Here is a 20583-nt window from a genome sequence, read left to right as displayed (position 1 = left end):
GGTACGGTTGATTGCGCTTGTAGAGATAGTTGTGAACTTAGACGGTCGTGGTGTTTTTGCAAGCTCGCCTGATGGCAATTTGGCCATTTCCGCGATGCCCTCTGAAAACACCGGTATGCAGCCGCTTGTCAGTCAAGCGTGATCCATGTGGGAGCGGGCTTGCTCGCGAAAGCGGTGTATCAGGCGACATCAATGTTGATTGTGCTGGCGCCTTCGCGAGCAAGCCCGCTCCCACAGGTTTCGCGCAGTCCGAGTGTTAAAAAATGTTATTTTAAAAAAACACTTCACATAATCCGTTCATTGGGGGATTATCTGCTCAACCTGTATGACAACCTGATAACAAGACAAAAACAGGATGGCTACGATGTTCGACAAGGTCCCGACTCACGTGCTGAGTGACAGCGTCGCTCAGCAGCTGCTGGACAAGATTGAGAACGGTGTGTTCGCCACCGGCAGCAAACTGCCCAGTGAAGCCATGCTCTCGGAAGCCTTCGGTGTCAGTCGCACCGTGGTCCGCGAAGCCATTTCCCGCCTCAAGAACGAAGGCGTGCTGCAGCCCCAACAAGGGCGCGGCATCTTCGTCACCGCCAACGCCAACATCCGCCCGCTGCGTATCGATTACGCCGAAGCCAATCTGCCTGGCAGTGTCTTTCACCTGTTGGCGCTACGGCGTGCCATCGAGGCGGAAATTGCCTGCGAGGCGGCGCTCAATCGCAGCGAAGCCGATCTGGTGCAGATTGATGAAGCGCTGGCACGCATCGATGAAGAGGTGGATGAAGGGCAGGACGGTGTTCGCGCCGATGTGGCTTTTCACCGCGCTATCGCTCAAGCCACGGGCAATCCCTACTTTCTCAAGACCCTGGAATTTGTCAGTCAGTACCTGGAGGCCGCCACCCGCATCACCCGTACCAACGAGGCGGGCAGGGCGGATTTCTCCCGTCAGGTGCATGAAGAACACCAAGCGATTGTGGCGGCCATTCGGCTGCGCGATCCACTCGCCGCCGGGCATGCCGCCCGTGCCCATCTCTACAACGCGGCCCGCCGCCTGCGCCTTGCCGGCGTGGAATAGGTCGCTGTTTTCCTCATAAGACGGTAACTCAGGAGTACCCCATGAATAACAAAAATGTCGGTGTTGTCGGTCTGGGCGCAATGGGCCTGGGCATTGCCCGTTCACTGTTGCGCAGCGGCTTTAATGTGCATGCCTGCGATGTGCGTGCCGCGGTGACGGAACAGTTCGCCAGCGAGGGTGGCGTGGCGTGTTCGTCGCCCGCGCACATGGCCGCAGAGTGCGACGTGATCATTACCGTGGTGGTGAATGCCGAGCAGACCGAAACCGTGTTGTTTGGCGAGGGTGGTGCCGTTGCTGCGTTGCGCCCTGGCAGCCTGGTGATCGGTTGCGCCACCGTGGCGCCGACCTACGCCGTGGATCTGGGCCAGCGCCTGACCGAGCAAGGTTTGCTGTATCTGGATGCCCCGATTTCCGGTGGCGCAGCCAAGGCGGCTGCCGGTGAAATGACCATGATGACGTCTGGCCCCGCCGATGCTTACGCCAAGGCCGACGCGGTCCTCGCGGGCATGGCCGGCAAGGTCTATCGCCTGGGTGACAGCCATGGCCTGGGCTCGAAGGTCAAGATCATCAACCAGTTGCTCGCCGGGGTGCACATCGCTGCGTCTGCCGAAGCCATGGCGCTGGGCCTGCGTGAAGGGGTCGACGCCGATGCGCTTTACGAAGTGATCACCCACAGCGCCGGTAATTCCTGGATGTTCGAAAACCGCGTGCCGCACATTCTCAAGGCCGATTACACACCGTTGTCCGCGGTGGATATTTTCGTCAAGGACCTGGGCCTGGTGCTGGATACCGCGCGGGCCAGCAAATTTCCGCTGCCGTTGTCGGCCACCGCCCACCAGATGTTCATGCAGGCTTCCAGTGCAGGTTTCGGTCGTGAGGACGATTCGGCGGTGATCAAGATTTTCCCCGGCATCGAGTTGCCGACTACCAAGACTGAGCCGGTTTGAGGAACGCCCAATGAACACCACTACCGCACGCCCATTGCTGGGTTGCATCGCCGACGATTTCACCGGTGCCACGGACCTTGCCAACATGCTAGTGCGCGGCGGTATGCGCACCGTGCAAAGCATCGGCATTCCAAGCAGCGAAGTGGCGGCGGGGCTCGATGCCGATGCGATCGTCATCGCCCTGAAGTCGCGCACCATTCCCGTCGCCGATGCGGTCGAACAGTCCCTCGCCGCGTTGGCCTGGCTGCGTGAGCAAGGCTGCGAGCAGATCTTTTTCAAGTATTGCTCGACGTTCGACTCCACCGCTACCGGCAACATCGGCCAGGTCAGCGAAGCGCTGCTGGCGGCGCTGGGCAGTGATTTCACCTTGGCGTGCCCGGCGTTCCCGGAAAATGGCCGGACGATCTTTCGCGGCCACTTGTTTGTGCAGGATCAACTGCTCAGCGAGTCGGGCATGCAGCATCACCCGCTGACGCCGATGACCGACGCCAATCTGGTTCGTGTGTTGCAATCGCAGACTGGCCTGAACGTCGGCTTGTTGCGCTACGACACCATTGCCCAAGGGGCCGGGCAGGTGCGTGAGCGAATCAAAGAGCTGCGAGCTCAAGGTGTCGGCATGGCGATTGCCGATGCCTTATCGGACAGCGATCTGTACACCCTCGGGACCGCCTGCGCCGACCTGCCGTTGCTGACCGGCGGTTCGGGGCTGGCCTTGGGCCTGCCGGAAAACTTCCGTCGCGCCGGTAAACTGCGTGACCTCGATGCCTCGAAACTCCCGGCAGTATCGGGCGGTGAAGTGGTGTTGGCCGGCAGCGCTTCGATCGCTACCAATGGACAAGTGGCGGCCTGGCTCGAAGCCGGTCGGCCGGCGCTGCGCATTGATCCGTTGGCCCTGGCGGCTGGCGAACCGGTGGTTGCCCAGGCCGTGGCCTTCGCCCGTGATAACGAACAGACCGTATTGATCTACGCCACCAGCACCCCGGACGAGGTGAGGGCGATACAGCAGCAACTCGGCGTCGAACGGGCCGGTGCATTGGTGGAGAACGCCTTGGGTGAGATCGCTCAGGGGCTGCGCCAGAGTGGCGTACGGCGCTTCGTGATTGCCGGCGGTGAAACCTCGGGGGCCGTGGTTCAGGCGCTGGGTGTGCAATTGCTGCAGATTGGCGCGCAGATCGATCCGGGTGTGCCAGCGACGGTCAGCAGCACGGATGAGCCTCTGGCCCTGGCACTCAAATCGGGCAACTTCGGTGCTCGCGATTTCTTCAGCAAAGCGCTGAAGCAATTGGCCGGAGGTGCTCAATGAGCGACGAAAACGCCTTGCGTGAAGAAATCTGCCAGGTCGGCCGCAGCCTTTATGAGCGCGGTTACACCGTCGGCAGCGCCGGCAATATCAGCGCGCGGCTGGACGACGGTTGGTTGATCACACCGACCGACGTCTGCCTCGGTCGCCTCGACCCGGCGACCATCGCCAAGGTCAATCTGGCCGGCGAATGGGTCTCCGGTGACAAGCCTTCAAAGACCCTGGCTTTGCATCGCCAAGTCTACGACCGCAACCCGAGTGTCGGTGGGGTGGTGCATACACATTCCACTCATTTGGTGGCATTGACGCTGGCGGGTGTCTGGCAGCCGGACAACATCCTGCCGCCACTGACGCCTTATCAGGTGATGAAAGTCGGGCCTATCCCGTTGATTGGTTACGAGCGCCCCGGCTCGCCGAAGGTGGCCGAACAGGTCGCGCAGCTGGCCAACAGCGTTCGCGGCGTGATGCTCGAACGGCTGGGGCCGGTGATTTGGGAGAGTTCGGTCTCCAGGGCCAGCTACGCCCTGGAAGAACTTGAGGAAACCGCGCGACTTTGGCTGATGAGCAATCCCAAGCCCGAACCGCTCGATCAGGCAGCACTGGACGAGCTGCGAGTGACCTTCGGCGCTCACTGGTAGGGCTCCAGTTTTTTAACACGATAGAACACGACAGACCGATAACGCAGGCCCTGTTCGGGAGACGCGCAGCGACTCCCCACGACCCCGGCTTGCCTGAAAAATACAATAACAAGAGGACATCCAGGCATGACTCACCTTCACTGCGACATTTTCAGAAGAACCCTTTCGTTCACCCGATGTGGAGGGCTTCTGAAATGAGCCCGCTAATCCTGATGGTTACCGCGGGGCTAGGGATCGCTCTGTTGTTGTTTCTGGTGCTCAAGTACAAGTTTCAGCCCTTCGTGGCCTTGATGCTGGTGAGCATTCTGGTGGCGCTGGTGGCCGGGGTGAAACCGGCCGATCTGGTCGCCACCATTGAAGGTGGCATGGGCAAGACCCTGGGCCATATCGCGATCATCATTGCCCTGGGCGCGATGATCGGGCGGATCATCGAACTCTCCGGCGGTGCCGAGGCGCTGGCCAAGACGCTGATTAACCGTTTCGGCAATCGACGCACGCCGCTGGCGCTGACGATTGCCGGGTTCATGGTCGGGGTGCCGGTGTTCTTCGAGGTCGGCGTGATCATCCTGATGCCGTTGGCCTATGGCGTCGCTCGCAGTGCGCGTAAGCCGTTGTTGGTGTTCGCGCTGCCGATGTGCGCTGCGTTGCTGACCGTACACGCCTTCCTGCCGCCACACCCGGGTGCGGTGGCTGCTGCCAGCCAGTTGGGTGCCGACCTCGGTCGCGTGTTGATGTTTGGCCTGCCAATCACTGCGTTCCTTTGCTATGTCGGCTACCGCGTGGCCGGTCGCATGACCCGTCGGGTGTACCCGATGACCGACGATATCCGTGCCGAGGTCTACGGCCCGCATGTCACCAATGAGGACTTGGCCGCTTGGTCCAATGGCAACGACAAGAGCGCTGAGCGAGCCGCTGTGGCCGCCTCTCACATGGGCCTGGAAGAAGCCACCAGCAGCATCGTCTCGAAGCTGCCGCCGGCGCCACCACCGGGTTTTGGTCTGATCGTCGGCCTTATTGTGTTGCCGATCATTCTGATCCTGCTGGGGACGCTATCCACCTCGCTGCTGCCCGCCGACTCGATCCTGCGCGGCATCATGACCGTGCTCGGCGCGCCGCTGGTGGCGCTGCTGATCGATACCTTGCTGTGTGCCTGGTTGCTGGGTTCGCGTCGGGGCTGGAGTCGCACTCAGGTGTCTGATGTGATCGGTTCGGCCTTGCCTGGCGTGGCCATGGTGATTCTAATTGCCGGCGCCGGCGGGGTGTTTGGCAAGGTGTTGGTGGATACCGGAATCGGTGCCGTGGTCTCCGATATGCTGCGCACCACCGGTCTGCCGGTACTCGCCCTGGGCTTTCTGCTGACCATGCTGTTGCGTGCGGTTCAGGGTTCGACCACGGTGGCGCTGGTGACCACCGCCGGCATTATCAGCCCGCTGATCGCTACCCTCGATCTCACGGCAAACCACATGGCACTGTTGTGCCTGGCCATGGGCGGTGGCGGGTTGGCCATGTCCCACATCAATGATGCCGGTTACTGGATCTTCACCAAATTGTCCGGGCTGAACGTGGCCGATGGCTTGCGCACCTGGACGGTGTTGACCACCTTGCTCGGTACGTTGGGTTTCGGTATTACCTTGTTGATCTGGCCGTTTGTCTAACCTTCTATCCAAGGAGCTACCATGCCCCGTTTTGCTGCAAACCTCAGCATGCTCTATCCGGAACATGAGTTTCTGGATCGCTTCGCCGCCGCTGCCGCCGATGGTTTCGAAGCCGTGGAATACCTGTTTCCCTACGACTACAGGGCTCAGGAACTCAAACAGCGTTTGAGCGACAACGGCCTGGTGCAGGCACTGTTCAACGCACCGCCCGGTGATTGGGCGGCGGGCGAGCGCGGCACGGTGTCGTTGCCGGGCCGGGAGAGTGAATTTCGTAGCGGTTTCGATCGCGCGCTGGAATACGCCGCGGTGCTGGGCAACTCGCGCATCCATGTGATGGCCGGCTTGCTGCCGTCGGAAAGCGATCGTCCACGGCATCACGGCGTGTACCTGGAGAACCTGGCTTACGCCACCGCGCAGGCCGCCAAGGCCGGCATCACGGTGCTGCTGGAACCGATCAACACGCGGGACATGCCGGGCTTTTTCCTCAACCGCCAGGATCAGGCCCAGGCCATCTGCAAGGAAGTGGGCGCCACTAACCTGAAGGTTCAGTTCGACTGCTACCACTGCCAGATCGTCGAAGGGGACCTGGCCACCAAACTGCGTCGGGACTTCGACGGCATCGGCCATATCCAGATCGCCGGCGTGCCGGATCGCCATGAGCCGGACCTGGGAGAAGTCAATTATCCCTATCTGTTCGAGCTGATCGACCAGTTGGGTTATGACGGTTGGGTAGGGTGCGAATACCGGCCGCGTGGTAACACCTCGGCCGGCTTGCAATGGCTGCGGGACTGGAAGGCGCGCTAACGCCCTACGCGTTGCTATCGGAAGGCAACAACAGTTCGACACCCTGCTTGCGGATGCTATCGGCCGCGGCAGGGGTCAGCGCGTCATCGCTAAGAATAATGTCGAACTGCTCGAGCCCGGCGATCCTGTACATACTGAACGTGCCGTACTTCGAACTGCTCGCCACCAGCACCACTTGCGAGGCCGATTGCATCGCGACTTGCTTGACCTCCACCTTCAGCGCCGAAGGCGTGGTGAGGCCGCGACGCAAATCCCAGGAGCTGGTGGAGATGAAGGCGATATCGGTGACGACCTGGCGCAACGTGGCCACCGCCAGACCGCCCACGCACGATTGATTGGAATGATCCAGCTGCCCGCCAGTGTGAATCACCGTGACATGGGGCGCATCGATCAGCGCCTGGACAATCCCGAAATCGTTGGTCACCACGGTCATGCCCGATAGCGCCTTGATGTACGGGACAATCTCCAGCGTGCTCGTCCCCGCATCCAGATAAACCGTCATATCGGCATGCAATAGCCGCGCGGCCAGCTTGGCCATCGCCTGCTTCTGCGGCAACTCGACCACCGCCTTGATCTGATGGCTGGGCTCGCTATGGAGCTGGCTGGCGATTCGCACGCCACCGGTGACCGAGTAAGCACGGCCTTCCTGTTCAAGCAGCGCGATATCGCGGCGAATGGTCATGTGCGAACAGTCGAACATTTCCATCAATTGATGAACGCTCAGCACCTGATGCTTGCGCAACTGGCGCAGCATCAATTCACGGCGCTGCTCAGGAATCATCGGTGCGCCGCTGTCGGCGGCGATGTCCTTTTGACTAGGCATTCGGGCTCCAGAATGAAGAAATCCGCAGGCAAGGAAAGCGGGACGAACATAGTAGCGAATCTGCGGTGAAGGAACGAGCTGTTGCGGATCGTTATGGCGACAAATAGCTGCGTTGTATACGCGCCAACGTGCCGTCATCGCGAAGCTTTTCAACCGCCTCGCGCAGGTCTTGCACCAGTTGAGCGGAGCACAGCCTGGAGCAAGCCAGATAGAGCTCCGCGCTGTTCATGACGGGGCTCATGAACAGCTTGCGTTCAGACATCTTCGGCCAGATGTATTGACTCTCGGGAACACCGTTGAACCAGGCATCAATGCGACCTTTCAAGAGCATCTGCGCGGGGTTGTCGCCAATGGTCAGGGGGTAGATCTGCTCGTCGCTGAAGCCTTGTGTACGCAGGATTTCCTCCTGCGCACTGCCGAGGCCGACGCCGATCACCCGGTAGGCTTTTTTCGCTTGCGCGAAGCTGCTCACTGGCCGGTCGAGGCTGAAAAAGGCGCGCTCCATGGGCATGATCGACGCGATCCAGGTGAAGTGATCTTCGCGTTCAGGCGTGCGAGACAAGGGCGCTATCAGGAGATCCTGCTTCTCGCTGACGTATTTCTGCGCTCTGGCCCAGGGAAGCCCATGGACATGAGCGACATATCCAGCGTTGGCAATGGCCGCCAGGACGGCTTCTCCGACCATTCCGTGGCCTTTGGAACCCTCGACAAACGTCAGTGGCGGAGCGTCCGGGATATACAGTTCGAGCGGCAAGGGAGCGCCACACGCGTTATAGGCAATCAGCAGCGATCCCGACAGAAAAAATCTGCAAAGTGCTTTTGCGTAGGCATTTAATAACCATGAGCTTGCGCTCATGGTTGATAGTTCAGGCATTGAACGTAGAAGGTCGCCACAAGTCACCAGTGGTGTTGATCACAAGGATGATGAGTCTGCCGACCGTTTTTTGTTATTGAATCCGGTATCGACACGGCATTCTACGCAAACTTGAGGTCAGGACACATCTTCCCCCAAGTGCCGAAGGAGGAAGGCGCTGATCTGGTCCAGTGCCCGGCGGGCTTCTTCGAGTTGATCGCTCATGGTCTGGAAGACATGAATCATTCCCGGCCAGACGTCCAGCTGTACCGCCACTTCGGCGCTGGCCAGGCGGCTGGCGAGCCGGGTTGAATCGTCCAGCAGGCATTCCCGGCTGCCCACCTGGATCAGCACTGGCGGTAGGCTCCGAAGGTCGCCGTATAGGGGGGAGGCCAGCGGATTCAGTGGCTCGGCGCCCTGCAGATAGGTGTCGGCCATAAGGGTCTTGCCAGCAACCGGGCCGAGCAATGGATCTCGAGTTTTCTGCAAGTTCCAGGACTCACCGGTCTGAGCCATGTCCACCCAAGGCGACATCACTACCGCAGCCGCGGGCAGCGGCAAACCCGCGGCCTTGGCGGCCAACATCAGAGCCATGCACAGACCGCCGCCGGCACTGTCGCCGGCCAGCACCAGGTGTTCGGCGTTCACACCGTTTTCGAGGAGTGCACGGTAGACATCCAGAGCGTCCTCTACGGCGGCCGGGAAAGGGTGTTCCGGGGCCAGGCGGTAATCGATGCAAAGGGTACGAATTCGGCTGCGGGCTGCCAATTGGCTGGTGAACGGGCGATAGGCTCGGGCACTGCCAAATGAGTAGCCTCCGCCATGCAGATACAGCAACACAAAGTCGGGCCTGGCATCTGTGGGAATGGCCCAAAGCCCACTGACGCTGGCCAGATTGGCGGCTTCAAAGGTCACGCCCTCGGCACATGAGCCGGCGCCGAAGAGTAGTTCGGCCTGTTGCCGCTGCTGATCGACAGTCAGCGAGCTGAGGGGCGGCAGTTGGCTGAGTTGTTCAATGATGCCGTCGATGTTGTTGTTATTGGGCATGTGGACTCCGGGGCGCGTGTTATGAGGCAAACAAGTTAACTTCAAACATAGTTAATTGTCATAACTATATTGGCAAGATAATTTCGTTTCATCCTCATCTACGACGGGTAGTCGTTGCTACGCCTGCACTGACTCAGCCGGAGTCAGGCCGATGCCTGTCGGTACTTCTTCAGCCGGTAAGCAAACTGCGCACGACTCAACCCCAACAATCGCGCCGCGGCGGCCAGATTGCCTTCGCTCTTTTGCAGCGCTTCGTCGATCAAACGCGACTCCAGGCCTTCAATGGAGAAGCCGTGTTCCAGACGAGCCAGGGTTTCCAGCAAGGCTGGACGAGGCTGCGTGCTGGCGGGGCTCGGGTCAGTGGCTGCGAGGCTGCCATTGCCGTCCAGAGAGTACGCCTCCTGTGGCATGGGTTCGTTGCGAAACAGGTGGACCAGATCGATGGCTTGACCGTCTTCGCTGGCGATCAGGCCGCGCTCGACCAGGTTCTGCAATTCCCGTACGTTGCCGGGAAAGTCATAGCGCAACAACACTTTGAGCGCGCGCATGGTCAGCCCGGCGGGCTTGCGGGCGTAGGCCTGGCAGAAGCGCCGCAGGAACGCATTGACCAGCAACGGAATGTCGTCACGACGTTCGCGCAATGGCGGCAACGTGATGGGGTAGACGTTCAGGCGGTAGAACAGGTCCTCGCGAAAGTCTCCGGCCGCCACGGCTTTGCGCAAGTCGACATTGGTGGCCGCCACCACCCGGACATCGACCTTGATCGCCTCGCCACCACCGATGCGCTCGATCTCACGCTCTTGCAATGCACGCAGCAGCTTGCCCTGGCCCGGCAGGCTGAGGCTGGCGATTTCATCGAGAAACAGGGTGCCACCGTGAGCCCGTTCGAAGCGTCCAGGGCGCGAATGGGTCGCGCCGGTATAGGCGCCGCGTTCGACACCGAACAGTTCGGCCTCAATCAGATTGTCCGGGATCGCGGCGCAGTTGAGGGCCACGAAAGGTGCTTGATGGCGTGGGCTGAACTGATGCAACTGACGGGCGAACAATTCCTTGCCGACGCCGGACTCGCCGCTGAACAGCACCGTGGCAGGCGTCGGCGCAACGCGCTGCAAGGCGAGGGTCGCGGCGTTGAAGGCGGCGCTGGCGCCAATGGGTTTTTGCCCGCCGGGTAATTCGCTGTCGTCGTCCTGGGGCGCCGGCGCCGGGGCCGGGCGCTGCTTGGGGGCGACGCTGGATGGCGTGGCGGTGAGGTAACTCAGGTCCTGTTCGACATCGCCCCATTGCTCGGCGGTCTTGCCGATCACCCGGCAGCTCTCATGGCCCATGCCCCGGCACTCGGTTTCACGGAAGATCACCAGACGGCCGAACAGCCCGCTGACATAACCGATGGCATAACCCAGTTCGGTCCAGCACACCGGATCCTGGCCGATCCCGTAGGCGGCGATATGTTCGTCGGCCTCACAGGAGTGGTGCCAGAGGAATTCACCTTCGTAGAAGCCTGAGTCGGCGTCGAATTTGAAGTGCAGGGGTTCGACCTTGGTCATGCCTTCGAGTGTGTGCAGGCGCGTGCCGGCCGAGAAAACCGCCGCGGCATCGGCGTCTGGCCAGCGCTCGCGGATCAATCGTGCATCGCGTGCGCCGGACAAATAGCCGGTGCGGGTAAACAGACCGCGGGTCTGTTCCAGTCCCTGGCGCTCGATAATCTCCCGTCGCAGCGCGCCGAAGGATGAACTGTGCAATAGCAGCATGCGCTGGTCGTTGAGCCAGATACGTCCGTCAACCGGGGAAAAAAACAGGCATTCGGTCAACTCGGCCAGGGTCGGTGAGTTGCCCTCGGTCAGTTGAGTGCTGTCTCCTCGGGGCGAGAAATGTTCCTCCTGCACCGCGAGATGAGGAAGCAGCGAATGGGGATTATTCATTGTTATATGCCCCTGAGCGAGTCGACTGATCGAAATGATCAATTAGCAAAACAGTTATTAAACATAACTTTATCATTTGGACAAGTGGCCGGGCGTCGACCGAGCGCCAAACGCCTAGCCCTATTCATCAGTGCTCCTCTCAAACCTTCAGACCAGAGCCTTCGCCACCTAAAACGCGTGGCAACGGAAGAAGTCGGCACAGCCCTTGCTCTAGTGCTTTCACGACGCTGCATCATTTTCGCGAGGCCGCGTCAGGCAATTACAAACACAAGAGCCGGGAGACCGAAATGTCGGTAAGTGAACCATCTGATTTTCTGCGGGACGCACTGTGGTGCGAACGCATCTTCAATGGCGACTGGATACGTCCATTGGGCGGCGTCAACAGAGTCATCGAGCCGGCCACCGGCGAGGTACTGACCGTCACAGGATTAGCCGATGCGGCGGACATCGCGTTTGCCAGCCTGACCGCTGCCCGTGTTCAACCGGCCTGGGCGGCATTGGGGCCACGGGAACGCGCAGAGATCTTTCGCAAAGCCGCAGCCCTGGCCCAGCAACATTTTGCCGAACTGGCGCTGTACATCGCCCGGGAAAGTGGCGGCAGCCTGTTCAAGGGTGAACATGAGGTTCGCGAGGCGATCGTCTTGTTGCATCAGGCTGCCGGTCTGCTGTCGCAACCCCATGGTCTGGTCCTCCCAAGCGAAGCGGGGCGTTTGTCCTATGCGCGCCGGTTGCCCCATGGCGTGGTCGGGGTGATCTCGCCGTTCAACTTTCCCCTGGTGCTCTCCCTGCGTTCGGTGGCACCGGCGCTGGCGGCCGGCAACGCGGTGGTGCTCAAACCCGATCCGCAAACCCCGGTCAGTGGCGGTTTCATCATTGCCCGGTTGTTCGAGGCGGCCGGTTTGCCAAAAGGGTTGCTGCAGGTTTTACCGGGCGCAGCAGTGGCCGGTGAGGCCCTGTGCCGCGACCCGCATGTCCGGATGATCGCGTTCACCGGTTCTACCGCAGCCGGGCGCAAGGTTGCGGAGGTGGCTGGGCGTCATCTGAAAAAAGTCGCTCTGGAACTGGGCGGCAAGAACTCGTTGATCGTGCTCGAAGATGCCGATCTTGAGTTGGCGGCGTGCAATGCCGCGTGGGGTGCCTGGCTGCATCAGGGGCAAATCTGCATGGCCACCGGACGCATCCTGGCCCATGAATCGATCGCTGAAGAACTGGTCCGCCGGCTGGCAGAGAAAGCCCGGGCGATCACGGTCGGCAATGCCGCTCGTGGCGAGGCGGTATTGGGGCCTTTGATCAACAAACGACAGTTGCAACGCGTGCATGAAATCGTCACGGAGAGTGTGACTGCCGGGGCAAAACTGCAAGCCGGCGGCGAGTTTGAACGGTTGTTCTACCAACCCACGGTGCTTTCCGGCGTGCGCCCGGGCATGCGCGCATTCGACGAGGAAATCTTCGGCCCGGTCGCCACGGTGGTGAGTTTTACCAGCGACGATGAGGCCATCGACCTGGCCAACCGCACCGAGTATGGCTTGTCCGCGGGGATCATTTCGCCTTCGGTCGGGCACGCGATGGCGATTGGCGAGCAACTCAATTGCGGCCTGCTGCACATCAACGATCAGACGGTGGCCGACGAATGCATCAACCCGTTCGGCGGTCGCGGCAGTTCGGGAAATGGCGGCAGCGTGGGCGGTCCGGCCGACTGGGACGAATACACCCAATGGCAATGGGTGACGATCAAGGATAAGGCGCCACGCTACCCGTTCTGACGGACAGGACCAGACCGACGAAGTCGGGCGAGTACACAAAAATAATAAGAGGACTCAACATGAAACTCGACAACAAGATTGTACTGGTCACCGGGGTTTCTTCGGGTATCGGCGCCGCCACTGCAAGCCTGCTGCGCGCCCATGGCGCCCGCGTGATTGGCGTCGATCTGAAGGCCCCGCACATGACCCTGGACGGTTTTGTCCAGGGCGATCTGAGCAGTGCCGAGAACATCGGCCGGCTGTTGCCGCAGCTACCGGCACGGATCGACAGCCTGTGCAATATCGCTGGGGTGCCAGGCACGGCAAACCCGCAATTGCTGGCGCAGGTCAACTACCTGGGGCTGCGTCACCTGAGCAGCGCACTGCTGCCGCGCATCACCGCTGGCGGCAGCATCGTCAATATCGCCTCGATCCTCGGCGCCGAGTGGCCGCTGCGCCTGGAACAGCACAAGGCGCTGGCGCGCATCGAAGGCTTCGCCGCCGCGCAGGCCTGGCTGGCCGAGCACCCGGTACCGGACGAGACCTGCTACCAGTATTTCAAGGAAGCCTTGATCGTCTGGAACTACCTGCAGGCGCAACCCTGGTTTCTCGAACATTCAGTGCGTATGAACAGCGTGGCGCCGGGCCCGGTCTTCACGCCTATCCTCGGCGACTTCGTGAGCATGCTCGGTGAAGCACGAACCCAGGCCGATGCCCATCGCATGAAACGCCCCGGTTATGCCGATGAGGTGGCGGCGGTGATCGCATTCCTGTGTGCCGACGAGTCGCGCTGGATCAACGGCGTCAACCTGGCAGTCGATGGCGGATTGGCCTCCACCTACATCTGAAACCCTGTGGTGAGGGGGCTTGCCCCCGTTGGGGCGCGCAGCGGCCCTGAATTCAGTACTGGTTTACGACTGCTTCGCAGCCGAACGGGGGCAAGCCCCCTCGCCACAAGTGCAATGCCAAAAATAAAAATAATGAGGAGCGTCCATGGACAACGTTAAACGTTGCTTTCGTTTCAAGCATTGCGCCCTGTTCCTGGCGTTATGCAGTGCAGGCGTGATGATCGAAAGGGCCGAGGCCATGCAAATGGACCTGGGGGATTCGGACTGGAAACTGCGTTGGGACAACACCATCAAGTACAGCCAGGCCTGGCGTCTGCAAGGTCAGGACAGCCGATTAGTCAACGCACCGACCGCCAATGGCCTGTACCCCTCGATCCAGAGTCAGGGCGATAAAAACTTCAGCCGCGGCCTGGTCTCCAACCGCCTGGACCTGTTTTCTGAAATGGACCTCAGCCGGCAAAACTACGGGCTGCGTGTGAGTGGCGCGGCCTGGTACGACGATATCTACAACCAGGACACCGACGACAGCGAGCAACCGCATTTCCTCAGCGAGACCCGCAAGCTCCATGGTCGCGACGCGGAAATTCTCGACGCCTTCGTGTTCCTGCGCGGTGACCTCGGCGAAGACTCCCAGGGCGTGGTGCGTCTGGGCCGGCACAGCCTGATCTACGGTGAAAGCCTGTTCTACGGTGGTAACGGCATCGCCAATGCCCAGGGTCCGACCGATGTGGTCAAGTTGCTCAGCGTTCCGGGAACGCAGTTCAAGGAGATCCTGCGTCCGGTCAATCAGATCTCTGGACAGCTGCAGATCAACCCGCAGTTGTCGGTGGGCGCTTACTACCAGTTCGAGTGGGAGCGTTCCAATCTGCCCGGCGCCGGCAGCTACCTGAGCGATGTCGATGCCATCGGTTACGGCAGCGGTTCGCTACGCGAAGTGTTCGGCAACGACACCGTGAATGGCGGCGATCTGAAACCGAGGAACTCGGGGCAGGGCGGCATGCAGATTCGCTTCAAACCGACCGGGACCGAACTGGAACTGGGTTTCTACGCCGCGCAATATCACGACAAAGCCCCCATCGGCCTGTACGCCTACCTCGACGGTGCAGCCGCGGCGACCACCGGGCTGCCGATCCTGAGCTCCTATCGTCAGGTCTACGCCGAAGATATCAAGACGGCCGGCGTCAGCTTCTCCACTGCCTATGGGCCGTTCAACTTTGCCGGTGAAACCTCCGTGCGCTGGAATGCGCCGCTGGTGAGCAACCTGCAAGTGGTGACCCCAGGCATGGAGGCCGATGGCGGCGATGACTCACTGTTTGCCCGAGGCAAAACCGCTCACGCCAACCTGTCGGCGATTTACCTGTTATCGCCTGGCGCTTTCTGGGACGGCGGTTCGGCACTGGCCGAACTGGCGTGGAACCGCACCCTGAGCGTCACCGAGAACGCCGCGGCCCTGGATTCCAACACCACCCGCGATGCCACTGCGTTGCGGGTGTTGGTGGAGCCTGCGTACTTCCAGATTGTCGACGGGATCGACCTGACCGTGCCGATCGGCATGGGCGTGGTGCTCGATGGGCGTTCTTCGGCCGTCAACAAATCGGGCTTCGGCAATACCCATGCCGGCGACTGGAGTGTCGGGCTCAAGGCGACCTATCTGCAGCGCTGGGATGTCGGCCTGAACTACGTGAACTTCTTCGGTGCGCCGAAAGCCGGGCTGCGCGAGGACGGCAATTTCAGTTACGGGCAGTCGCTGGCCGACCGCGACTTCGTCTCGCTCTACGTGAAAACCTCATTCTAATAAGGTGGATTCGCCATGCAGAACAACGCTTTCCTGAACACTTGCGTCCTTACCCTGGCCCTGGCTGGCATCAGCCTGGCGCAGGCAGCGGTGTCGCCTGAACAGGCTGCACGTTTGAAGACTGAGCTGACGCCCCTTGGCGGCGAGCGCGCCGGCAATGCCGATGGCAGCATCCCGGCCTGGGACGGCGGTTACACCAAGGTAGCTCCCGGCTACAAACCGGGTGACAAACGTGCCGATCCATTCGCCGGTGAGAAACCGCTGTATTCGATCAAAGCCTCGAACATGGAGCAGTACGCCAGCGGATTGGCCGAAGGCACCAAGCTCCTGCTGAAGAAATACCCGGACTATCGCCTGGACGTATACCCGACCCATCGCTCGGCAGCGGCCCCGCAATGGGTGTATGACAACACCGGCAAGAACGCCACCCGTGCCACGCTGGACGTGGAAACCGAAAAAGTCGCCAGCGCTTATGGCGGCATCCCGTTCCCGATCCCGGACAACGGTGCGCAAGTGTTGTGGAACTACCGGTTGTCCTGGCAGGGCGGTGAGACCATCAGCGCACCTTTTGATACTTGGCTGATGACCGCCGGTGGCAAGAAGGTCCAGGCGACCCGAGCCCTGTTCAGCTATCAGTTTCCCTACTACTCCGAAAGTGGCAGCCTGGAAAATTTTGCCGGCAAGTACCAGGTTGGCAAGCTGTTGACCGAACTGCCGTCATCCAAGGCCGGCGAAGGCCTGATGACCCATTGGGACATGGACCCGGCCAACCGTGCAGCCTGGCAGTATCTGGTCGGCCAGCGCCGGGTACGCCGAGCGCCGAACATCGCCTACGACACCCCGGACTTCGTCACCTCTGGCGTCGGTCTGTTTGACGAAGCGTTCATGCTGTTCGGGCCTACCGACCGCTACGATCTCAAGCTTGCGGGCAAGAAAGAACTGATCGTCCCCTACAACAATAATCGCGCCGGCCTGGCCAAGAGCGACGACCTGGTCAAACCGAACTTTCTCAATCCTGATCTGGTGCGCTGGGAGAAGCATCGGGTCTGGGTGGTCGAGGCCACGCTCAAGTCCGGCAAACGCCATGTGGTGCCGCATCGGACCTACTACGTCGACGAGGACTCCTGGCAGATCCTGATGGTCGACGGGTATGACGCCCAGGGCAAACTGGGACGGCAGATGTATTCGCTGACGCTGCTGGCGCCAGACCTGCCGGCGCTCACTGCGCAAGTCATGTGGGGCAGCTACAACCTCGATACCGGCGCCTACTTCCTTAACGCTTCGAGCAACGATCTGGCGGTCCAGTACCAGACGATCGCAAAACCTTCAGCTTCCTTTTACACACCGGACGCCATGGCCAACGAAAACATGCGTTGAACCATGGAGCGCCGTGACGAGCGAAAGGCTCGTCGCGGTCGCTAGGGATTTTCCAGGCGGGATAAAGACATGAACGTTGAAAAAATCTTTGCGAGTTTCGGTCTGCGACGGAGTGCCTGCGCGCTGGCGTTGTGTCTGTTGGCGAGCACGTCCATGGCTGTGCAGGCCGCGACGTTCGCGGTACTGCAGCAGCCGGCACTGCCGACCGCCAAGGCCGCGCGCGCGGTATTGCTTGGGTTGGCCCGGGCTGGCGAACGTCTGGTGGCGGTCGGCGAGCGCGGCATCGTGCTGCTCTCGGATGACTCTGGAATGACTTGGCGTCAGGCCCGTGTGCCGGTCAGCGTCAGCCTGACTGCGGTGCAATTCGTCGACGCGGAGCAGGGCTGGGCGGTCGGTCATCTGGGCGTGGTGTTGCACACCGAGGACGGTGGCGAAACCTGGTACAAGCAACTCGACGGTGAGCGTGCCGCCGCGCTGGCGGTGCAGGCCTCGGAGCGCGATGCCGATCAACCGGGTGGCGCCAGCAACCTTGCGCAGGCACGGCAGATGGTGGACGACGGGCCGGATAAACCGTTTCTCGACCTGTACTTCACTGACCGCCTGCATGGCTACATCGTTGGCGCCTACAACCAGATTTATCGCACCGACGACGGCGGGCGAAGCTGGCGGCCGTGGATGCAGCATGTGGACAATCCGCAGGGCCTGAACCTGTATGGGATCCGCGCTTCGGGTAACGACCTGCTGCTGGTGGGCGAGCGCGGCTTGCTGTTGCGTTCGACCGACGCCGGGCATTCGTTCCAGCCTCTGAAATCACCTTATGAAGGCAGCTTCTTCGGTCTGCTCGGTACCCGCGGCGGAGCGTTGATTGCCTATGGATTGCGCGGCAACGCCTGGTGGTCCGAGGACCGTGGCAGCAGTTGGCGACGCCTCGACACCGGCATCGAATCAACCCTTGCGACAGCCATCGAGCTGCGTGACGGCAGCTTGCTGTTGGCCAGCCAGAGCGGTGAATTTTTGTTCAGCCATGACCAGGGTCGCAGCTTCGACAAGCGCCAGAGCCGCAGCGGCGGGACGGTCGCTGCCGTGCAACAGGCAGCCGACGGAGGTCTGGCCAGCGTCGGTTTGAGTGGCGTGGCCACTGACCAGGATCCGCGGGCTTCCGCCAAACCTTGAAACTTCACGGTGTAGCGCTATCGGGCCATGGCCCGTGCAACAGGAGTCAGACTTTGAAAGACGACAAAACCCAAACCGTGATCGGCCGCCTGGAAGACTTCGACCAGGCGTCGGGCAATTTCGCCGAGCGAATGATCTTCAACCATCGACCGTTGGTGATCCTGCTGTGTCTGCTGGTGACGCTGGTGCTCGGTTGGCAAGCCACGCGCATCGGTATCAATGCCAGCTATGAGAAAACCATCCCTACGGGGCACCCCTATGTCGCCAACTTCCTGGAGAACCGCAGCGAGTTGAGCGGTCTGGGCAACTCGTTGCGAATCGCTGTGGAGGTCAAGCAGGGCAGCATCTTCACCAAGGATTACCTCGACACCCTGGCCAGGCTCAACGATGAGCTTTATCTGCTGCCGGGTGTCGACCGCCCCTACATGAAGTCGTTATGGACCCCGACCACGCGCTGGACCGCAGTGACTGAGGAGGGGCTCGATGGCGGCACCGTGATCCCCGATGATTATGATGGTTCGGCGAGCAGTATCGAGCAGGTGCGAACCAACGTCGCGCGTTCCGGTGAGGTTGGCCAATTGGTCGCCGGTAACTTCAAGTCCAGCGTGATTTTCGTGCCGCTGCTCGAAGTCAGTCCGCAGACCGGCAAAGCCCTGGACTACGGTGAGTTCTCCCGGCAGCTGGAGGCGCTGCGGGACAAGTACCAGACCGATGAACTGCGCATCCACATCACCGGTTTTACCAAAATCGTCGGCGATCTGATCGAGGGGCTGACCCAGGTCTTGTTGTTCTTCGTGATGGCGGTGTTGGTGACCGTGGTGGTGCTTTACGGTTACACCCGCTGCGCGCGCAGCACTCTGGTGGTGGTGACGTGTTCGTTGGTGGCGGTGCTCTGGCAGATGGGCCTGCTCGCGATACTTGGGTATGAACTGGACCCGTACTCGGCGCTGGTGCCGTTTCTGGTGTTTGCCATCGGCATGAGCCATGGCGCGCAGAAGATGAACGGCATCATGCAGGACGTCGGTCGTGGCACCCATCGGGTAGTGGCCGCGCGTTATACCTTCCGCCGACTGTTTGCCGCCGGCATGACCGCTTTGCTCTGCGATGCGGTGGGCTTCGCCGTGTTGCTGCTGATCAATATCCGGGTGATTCAGGACCTGGCGATGACCGCCAGCCTCGGCGTGGCGGTGCTGATTTTCACCAACCTGATTCTGCTGCCGATCCTGCTCAGCTATATCGGTGTCAGCCCGACAGCGGCGCAACGCAGCCTGAGTTCGGAAACCGCCGAGCTGCAAGCACAGATCAAGCATCCGTTGTGGCGTGTGCTCGATTTGTTCACCCAACGTCGCTGGGCCATTGGCGCGATGCTGGGCGGCCTGCTGCTGGCAGCGTTTGGTTTTGCCGTGAGCCTGAACCTGAAGATCGGTGATCTCGACCCCGGCGCGCCGGAGTTGCGCGCCGACTCGCGCTACAACCGCGACGCGCTGTTCATGACCCAAAACTATGCGGCCAGTTCGGATATTTTCGTGATCATGATCAAGACGCCGGAAGATCAGTGCACGCGCTACGCCAGCCTGTCTGCGGTGGACGCGTTGGCCTGGCAACTGGAGCAATTGCCTGGCGTGGAGTCGACCACTTCAATGGCGGCGATGAGCAAGATCGCCACGGCCGGTTACAACGAAGGCAACTTCAAGTGGTATGAGCTGATCCCCAATGACGGCGCGCTGGGCGCCGTGCAGACCCGGGCACCGCGAGAGCTGTTCAATCAGGGCTGTTCGATGCTGTCGCTGTACGTTTACCTGTCCGATCACAAGGCCGATACCCTGAATCGGGTGGTGGAGGCGAGCGAGGCCTTCATCGCTGCGCATCAGGTGCCAGAGGTCAAATTCATGCTGGCCGCCGGCAGCGCCGGCATCGAAGCCGCGACCAATATCGTGGTGAAAAAATCCATGCACGAAATGCTGTTCTGGGTCTACGGCGCGGTCAGCCTGCTTTGCCTGCTGACCTTCCGTAGCTGGCGCGCAACCCTTTGCGCGATGCTGCCGCTGATGCTCACCTCGATTCTTTGCGAGGCGCTGATGGTGGGGCTGGGCATGGGCGTAAAAGTGGCGACACTGCCGGTAATCGCACTCGGCGTGGGGATCGGCATTGACTATGCGCTCTATGTGTTGAGCGTGATCCTGGCTCGAATGCGTGCCGGTGACACACTGGCCCAAGCCTATTACCAGGCGCTGTTGTTCACCGGCAAAGTGGTTCTGCTGACCGGCATGACGCTGGCGGTCGCGGTATCGACCTGGGCCTTTTCGCCGATAAAATTCCAGGCCGACATGGGCATCCTGCTGGCCTTCATGTTCCTGGTGAACATGCTTGGCGCCTTGATCCTTCTGCCGGCTCTGGCCTGGCTGCTGCTGCCGCAGAAGGTCTTCGCAAAAAAGCCTGAAATGAGTTCGCTGGAGCCACTAGTCAAGGAGCTGTCCCGATAAACGCTGAGTGCGCAATCCCTGTGGGAGCGGGCTTGCCCGCGAAGGCGGCGGTACAGTCAACATTGATGTCGTCTGACACACCGCTTTCGCGGGCAAGCCCGCTCCCACAG

General features: G+C 61.0%; 16 protein-coding genes. 12 read left to right on the top strand and 4 right to left on the bottom strand.

Features of this window, described 5'->3' with window-relative positions:
* The first annotated feature begins 364 nt into the window (after positions 1-364).
* The 6 genes from F6R97_RS02010 (at position 365) to otnI (ending at position 6413) form a co-directional block, all read left to right on the top strand.
* The gene (locus F6R97_RS02010) at positions 365-1069 is read left to right on the top strand and encodes a FadR/GntR family transcriptional regulator (protein ID WP_315865940.1); all 705 of its coding nucleotides are present in this window, start codon (positions 365-367) and stop codon (positions 1067-1069) included.
* Positions 1070-1110: 41 nt separating this feature from the next.
* Positions 1111-2016, top strand: coding sequence for an L-threonate dehydrogenase (ltnD, locus tag F6R97_RS02005; protein ID WP_038983114.1), 906 nt, complete (start codon positions 1111-1113; stop codon positions 2014-2016).
* A 10-nt stretch (positions 2017-2026) separates the two neighbouring features.
* On the top strand, positions 2027-3319 hold the full coding sequence (gene otnK, locus F6R97_RS02000) for a 3-oxo-tetronate kinase (protein WP_315865939.1): 1293 nt from the start codon (positions 2027-2029) through the stop codon (positions 3317-3319).
* The gene (locus F6R97_RS01995; protein ID WP_050682050.1) at positions 3316-3954 is read left to right on the top strand and encodes an aldolase; all 639 of its coding nucleotides are present in this window, start codon (positions 3316-3318) and stop codon (positions 3952-3954) included. Before otnK ends, F6R97_RS01995 begins: the two co-directional genes overlap by 4 nt.
* A 194-nt stretch (positions 3955-4148) precedes the next feature.
* Complete coding sequence (locus F6R97_RS01990; protein ID WP_038983117.1) at positions 4149-5609, top strand: SLC13 family permease; 1461 nt, start codon at positions 4149-4151, stop codon at positions 5607-5609.
* Positions 5610-5630: 21 nt separating this feature from the next.
* On the top strand, positions 5631-6413 hold the full coding sequence (gene otnI / locus F6R97_RS01985) for a 2-oxo-tetronate isomerase (protein ID WP_038983118.1): 783 nt from the start codon (positions 5631-5633) through the stop codon (positions 6411-6413).
* 4 nt (positions 6414-6417) lie between these two features.
* Here the strand turns inward: otnI and F6R97_RS01980 are convergent, their stop codons facing one another.
* The 4 genes from F6R97_RS01980 to F6R97_RS01965 form a co-directional block, all read right to left on the bottom strand.
* Positions 6418-7236, bottom strand: a complete 819-nt coding sequence (locus F6R97_RS01980; RefSeq protein ID WP_315865938.1) for a DeoR/GlpR family DNA-binding transcription regulator — start codon at positions 7234-7236, stop codon at positions 6418-6420.
* Between the two features lie 91 nt (positions 7237-7327).
* A complete protein-coding gene (locus F6R97_RS01975) occupies positions 7328-8092 on the bottom strand; it encodes a substrate-binding periplasmic protein (protein WP_038983120.1) in 765 nt (254 codons plus the stop codon).
* 135 nt (positions 8093-8227) lie between these two features.
* Positions 8228-9136 carry an alpha/beta hydrolase gene (locus tag F6R97_RS01970; RefSeq protein WP_048393178.1) on the bottom strand — a complete coding sequence of 303 codons (909 nt, stop codon included), beginning with the start codon at positions 9134-9136 and terminating at the stop codon, positions 8228-8230.
* 143 nt (positions 9137-9279) lie between these two features.
* Positions 9280-11055 (bottom strand): sigma 54-interacting transcriptional regulator, encoded by a 1776-nt coding sequence (locus F6R97_RS01965; RefSeq protein WP_315865937.1) that lies wholly within the window; start codon positions 11053-11055, stop codon positions 9280-9282.
* A 287-nt stretch (positions 11056-11342) separates the two neighbouring features.
* Between F6R97_RS01965 and F6R97_RS01960 the strand changes: the two genes are divergently transcribed.
* The 6 genes from F6R97_RS01960 to F6R97_RS01935 all read left to right on the top strand — a co-directional run bounded on the left by F6R97_RS01960 (position 11343) and on the right by F6R97_RS01935 (position 20473).
* The gene (locus tag F6R97_RS01960; protein WP_315865936.1) at positions 11343-12818 is read left to right on the top strand and encodes a benzaldehyde dehydrogenase; all 1476 of its coding nucleotides are present in this window, start codon (positions 11343-11345) and stop codon (positions 12816-12818) included.
* A gap of 59 nt (positions 12819-12877) precedes the next feature.
* Entirely contained in the window at positions 12878-13645 is a 768-nt protein-coding gene (locus F6R97_RS01955) for a coniferyl-alcohol dehydrogenase (RefSeq protein WP_315865935.1), read from the top strand.
* Between the two features lie 145 nt (positions 13646-13790).
* Complete coding sequence (locus F6R97_RS01950) at positions 13791-15440, top strand: DUF1302 domain-containing protein (RefSeq protein ID WP_315865934.1); 1650 nt, start codon at positions 13791-13793, stop codon at positions 15438-15440.
* 15 nt (positions 15441-15455) lie between these two features.
* On the top strand, positions 15456-16817 hold the full coding sequence (locus tag F6R97_RS01945; RefSeq protein WP_315865933.1) for a DUF1329 domain-containing protein: 1362 nt from the start codon (positions 15456-15458) through the stop codon (positions 16815-16817).
* Positions 16818-16886: 69 nt separating this feature from the next.
* Complete coding sequence (locus tag F6R97_RS01940) at positions 16887-17990, top strand: WD40/YVTN/BNR-like repeat-containing protein (RefSeq protein WP_315865932.1); 1104 nt, start codon at positions 16887-16889, stop codon at positions 17988-17990.
* A 53-nt stretch (positions 17991-18043) separates the two neighbouring features.
* The gene (locus F6R97_RS01935) at positions 18044-20473 is read left to right on the top strand and encodes an efflux RND transporter permease subunit (RefSeq protein WP_315865931.1); all 2430 of its coding nucleotides are present in this window, start codon (positions 18044-18046) and stop codon (positions 20471-20473) included.
* Positions 20474-20583: the final 110 nt, after the last annotated feature.

The sequence above is a fragment of the Pseudomonas sp. JV414 genome, assembly GCF_032424305.1.
Lineage (GTDB): Bacteria > Pseudomonadota > Gammaproteobacteria > Pseudomonadales > Pseudomonadaceae > Aquipseudomonas > Aquipseudomonas lini.
The sequence above is the reverse complement of the archived record's forward strand: the minus strand, read 5'-3'. Positions and strand labels throughout refer to the sequence as shown.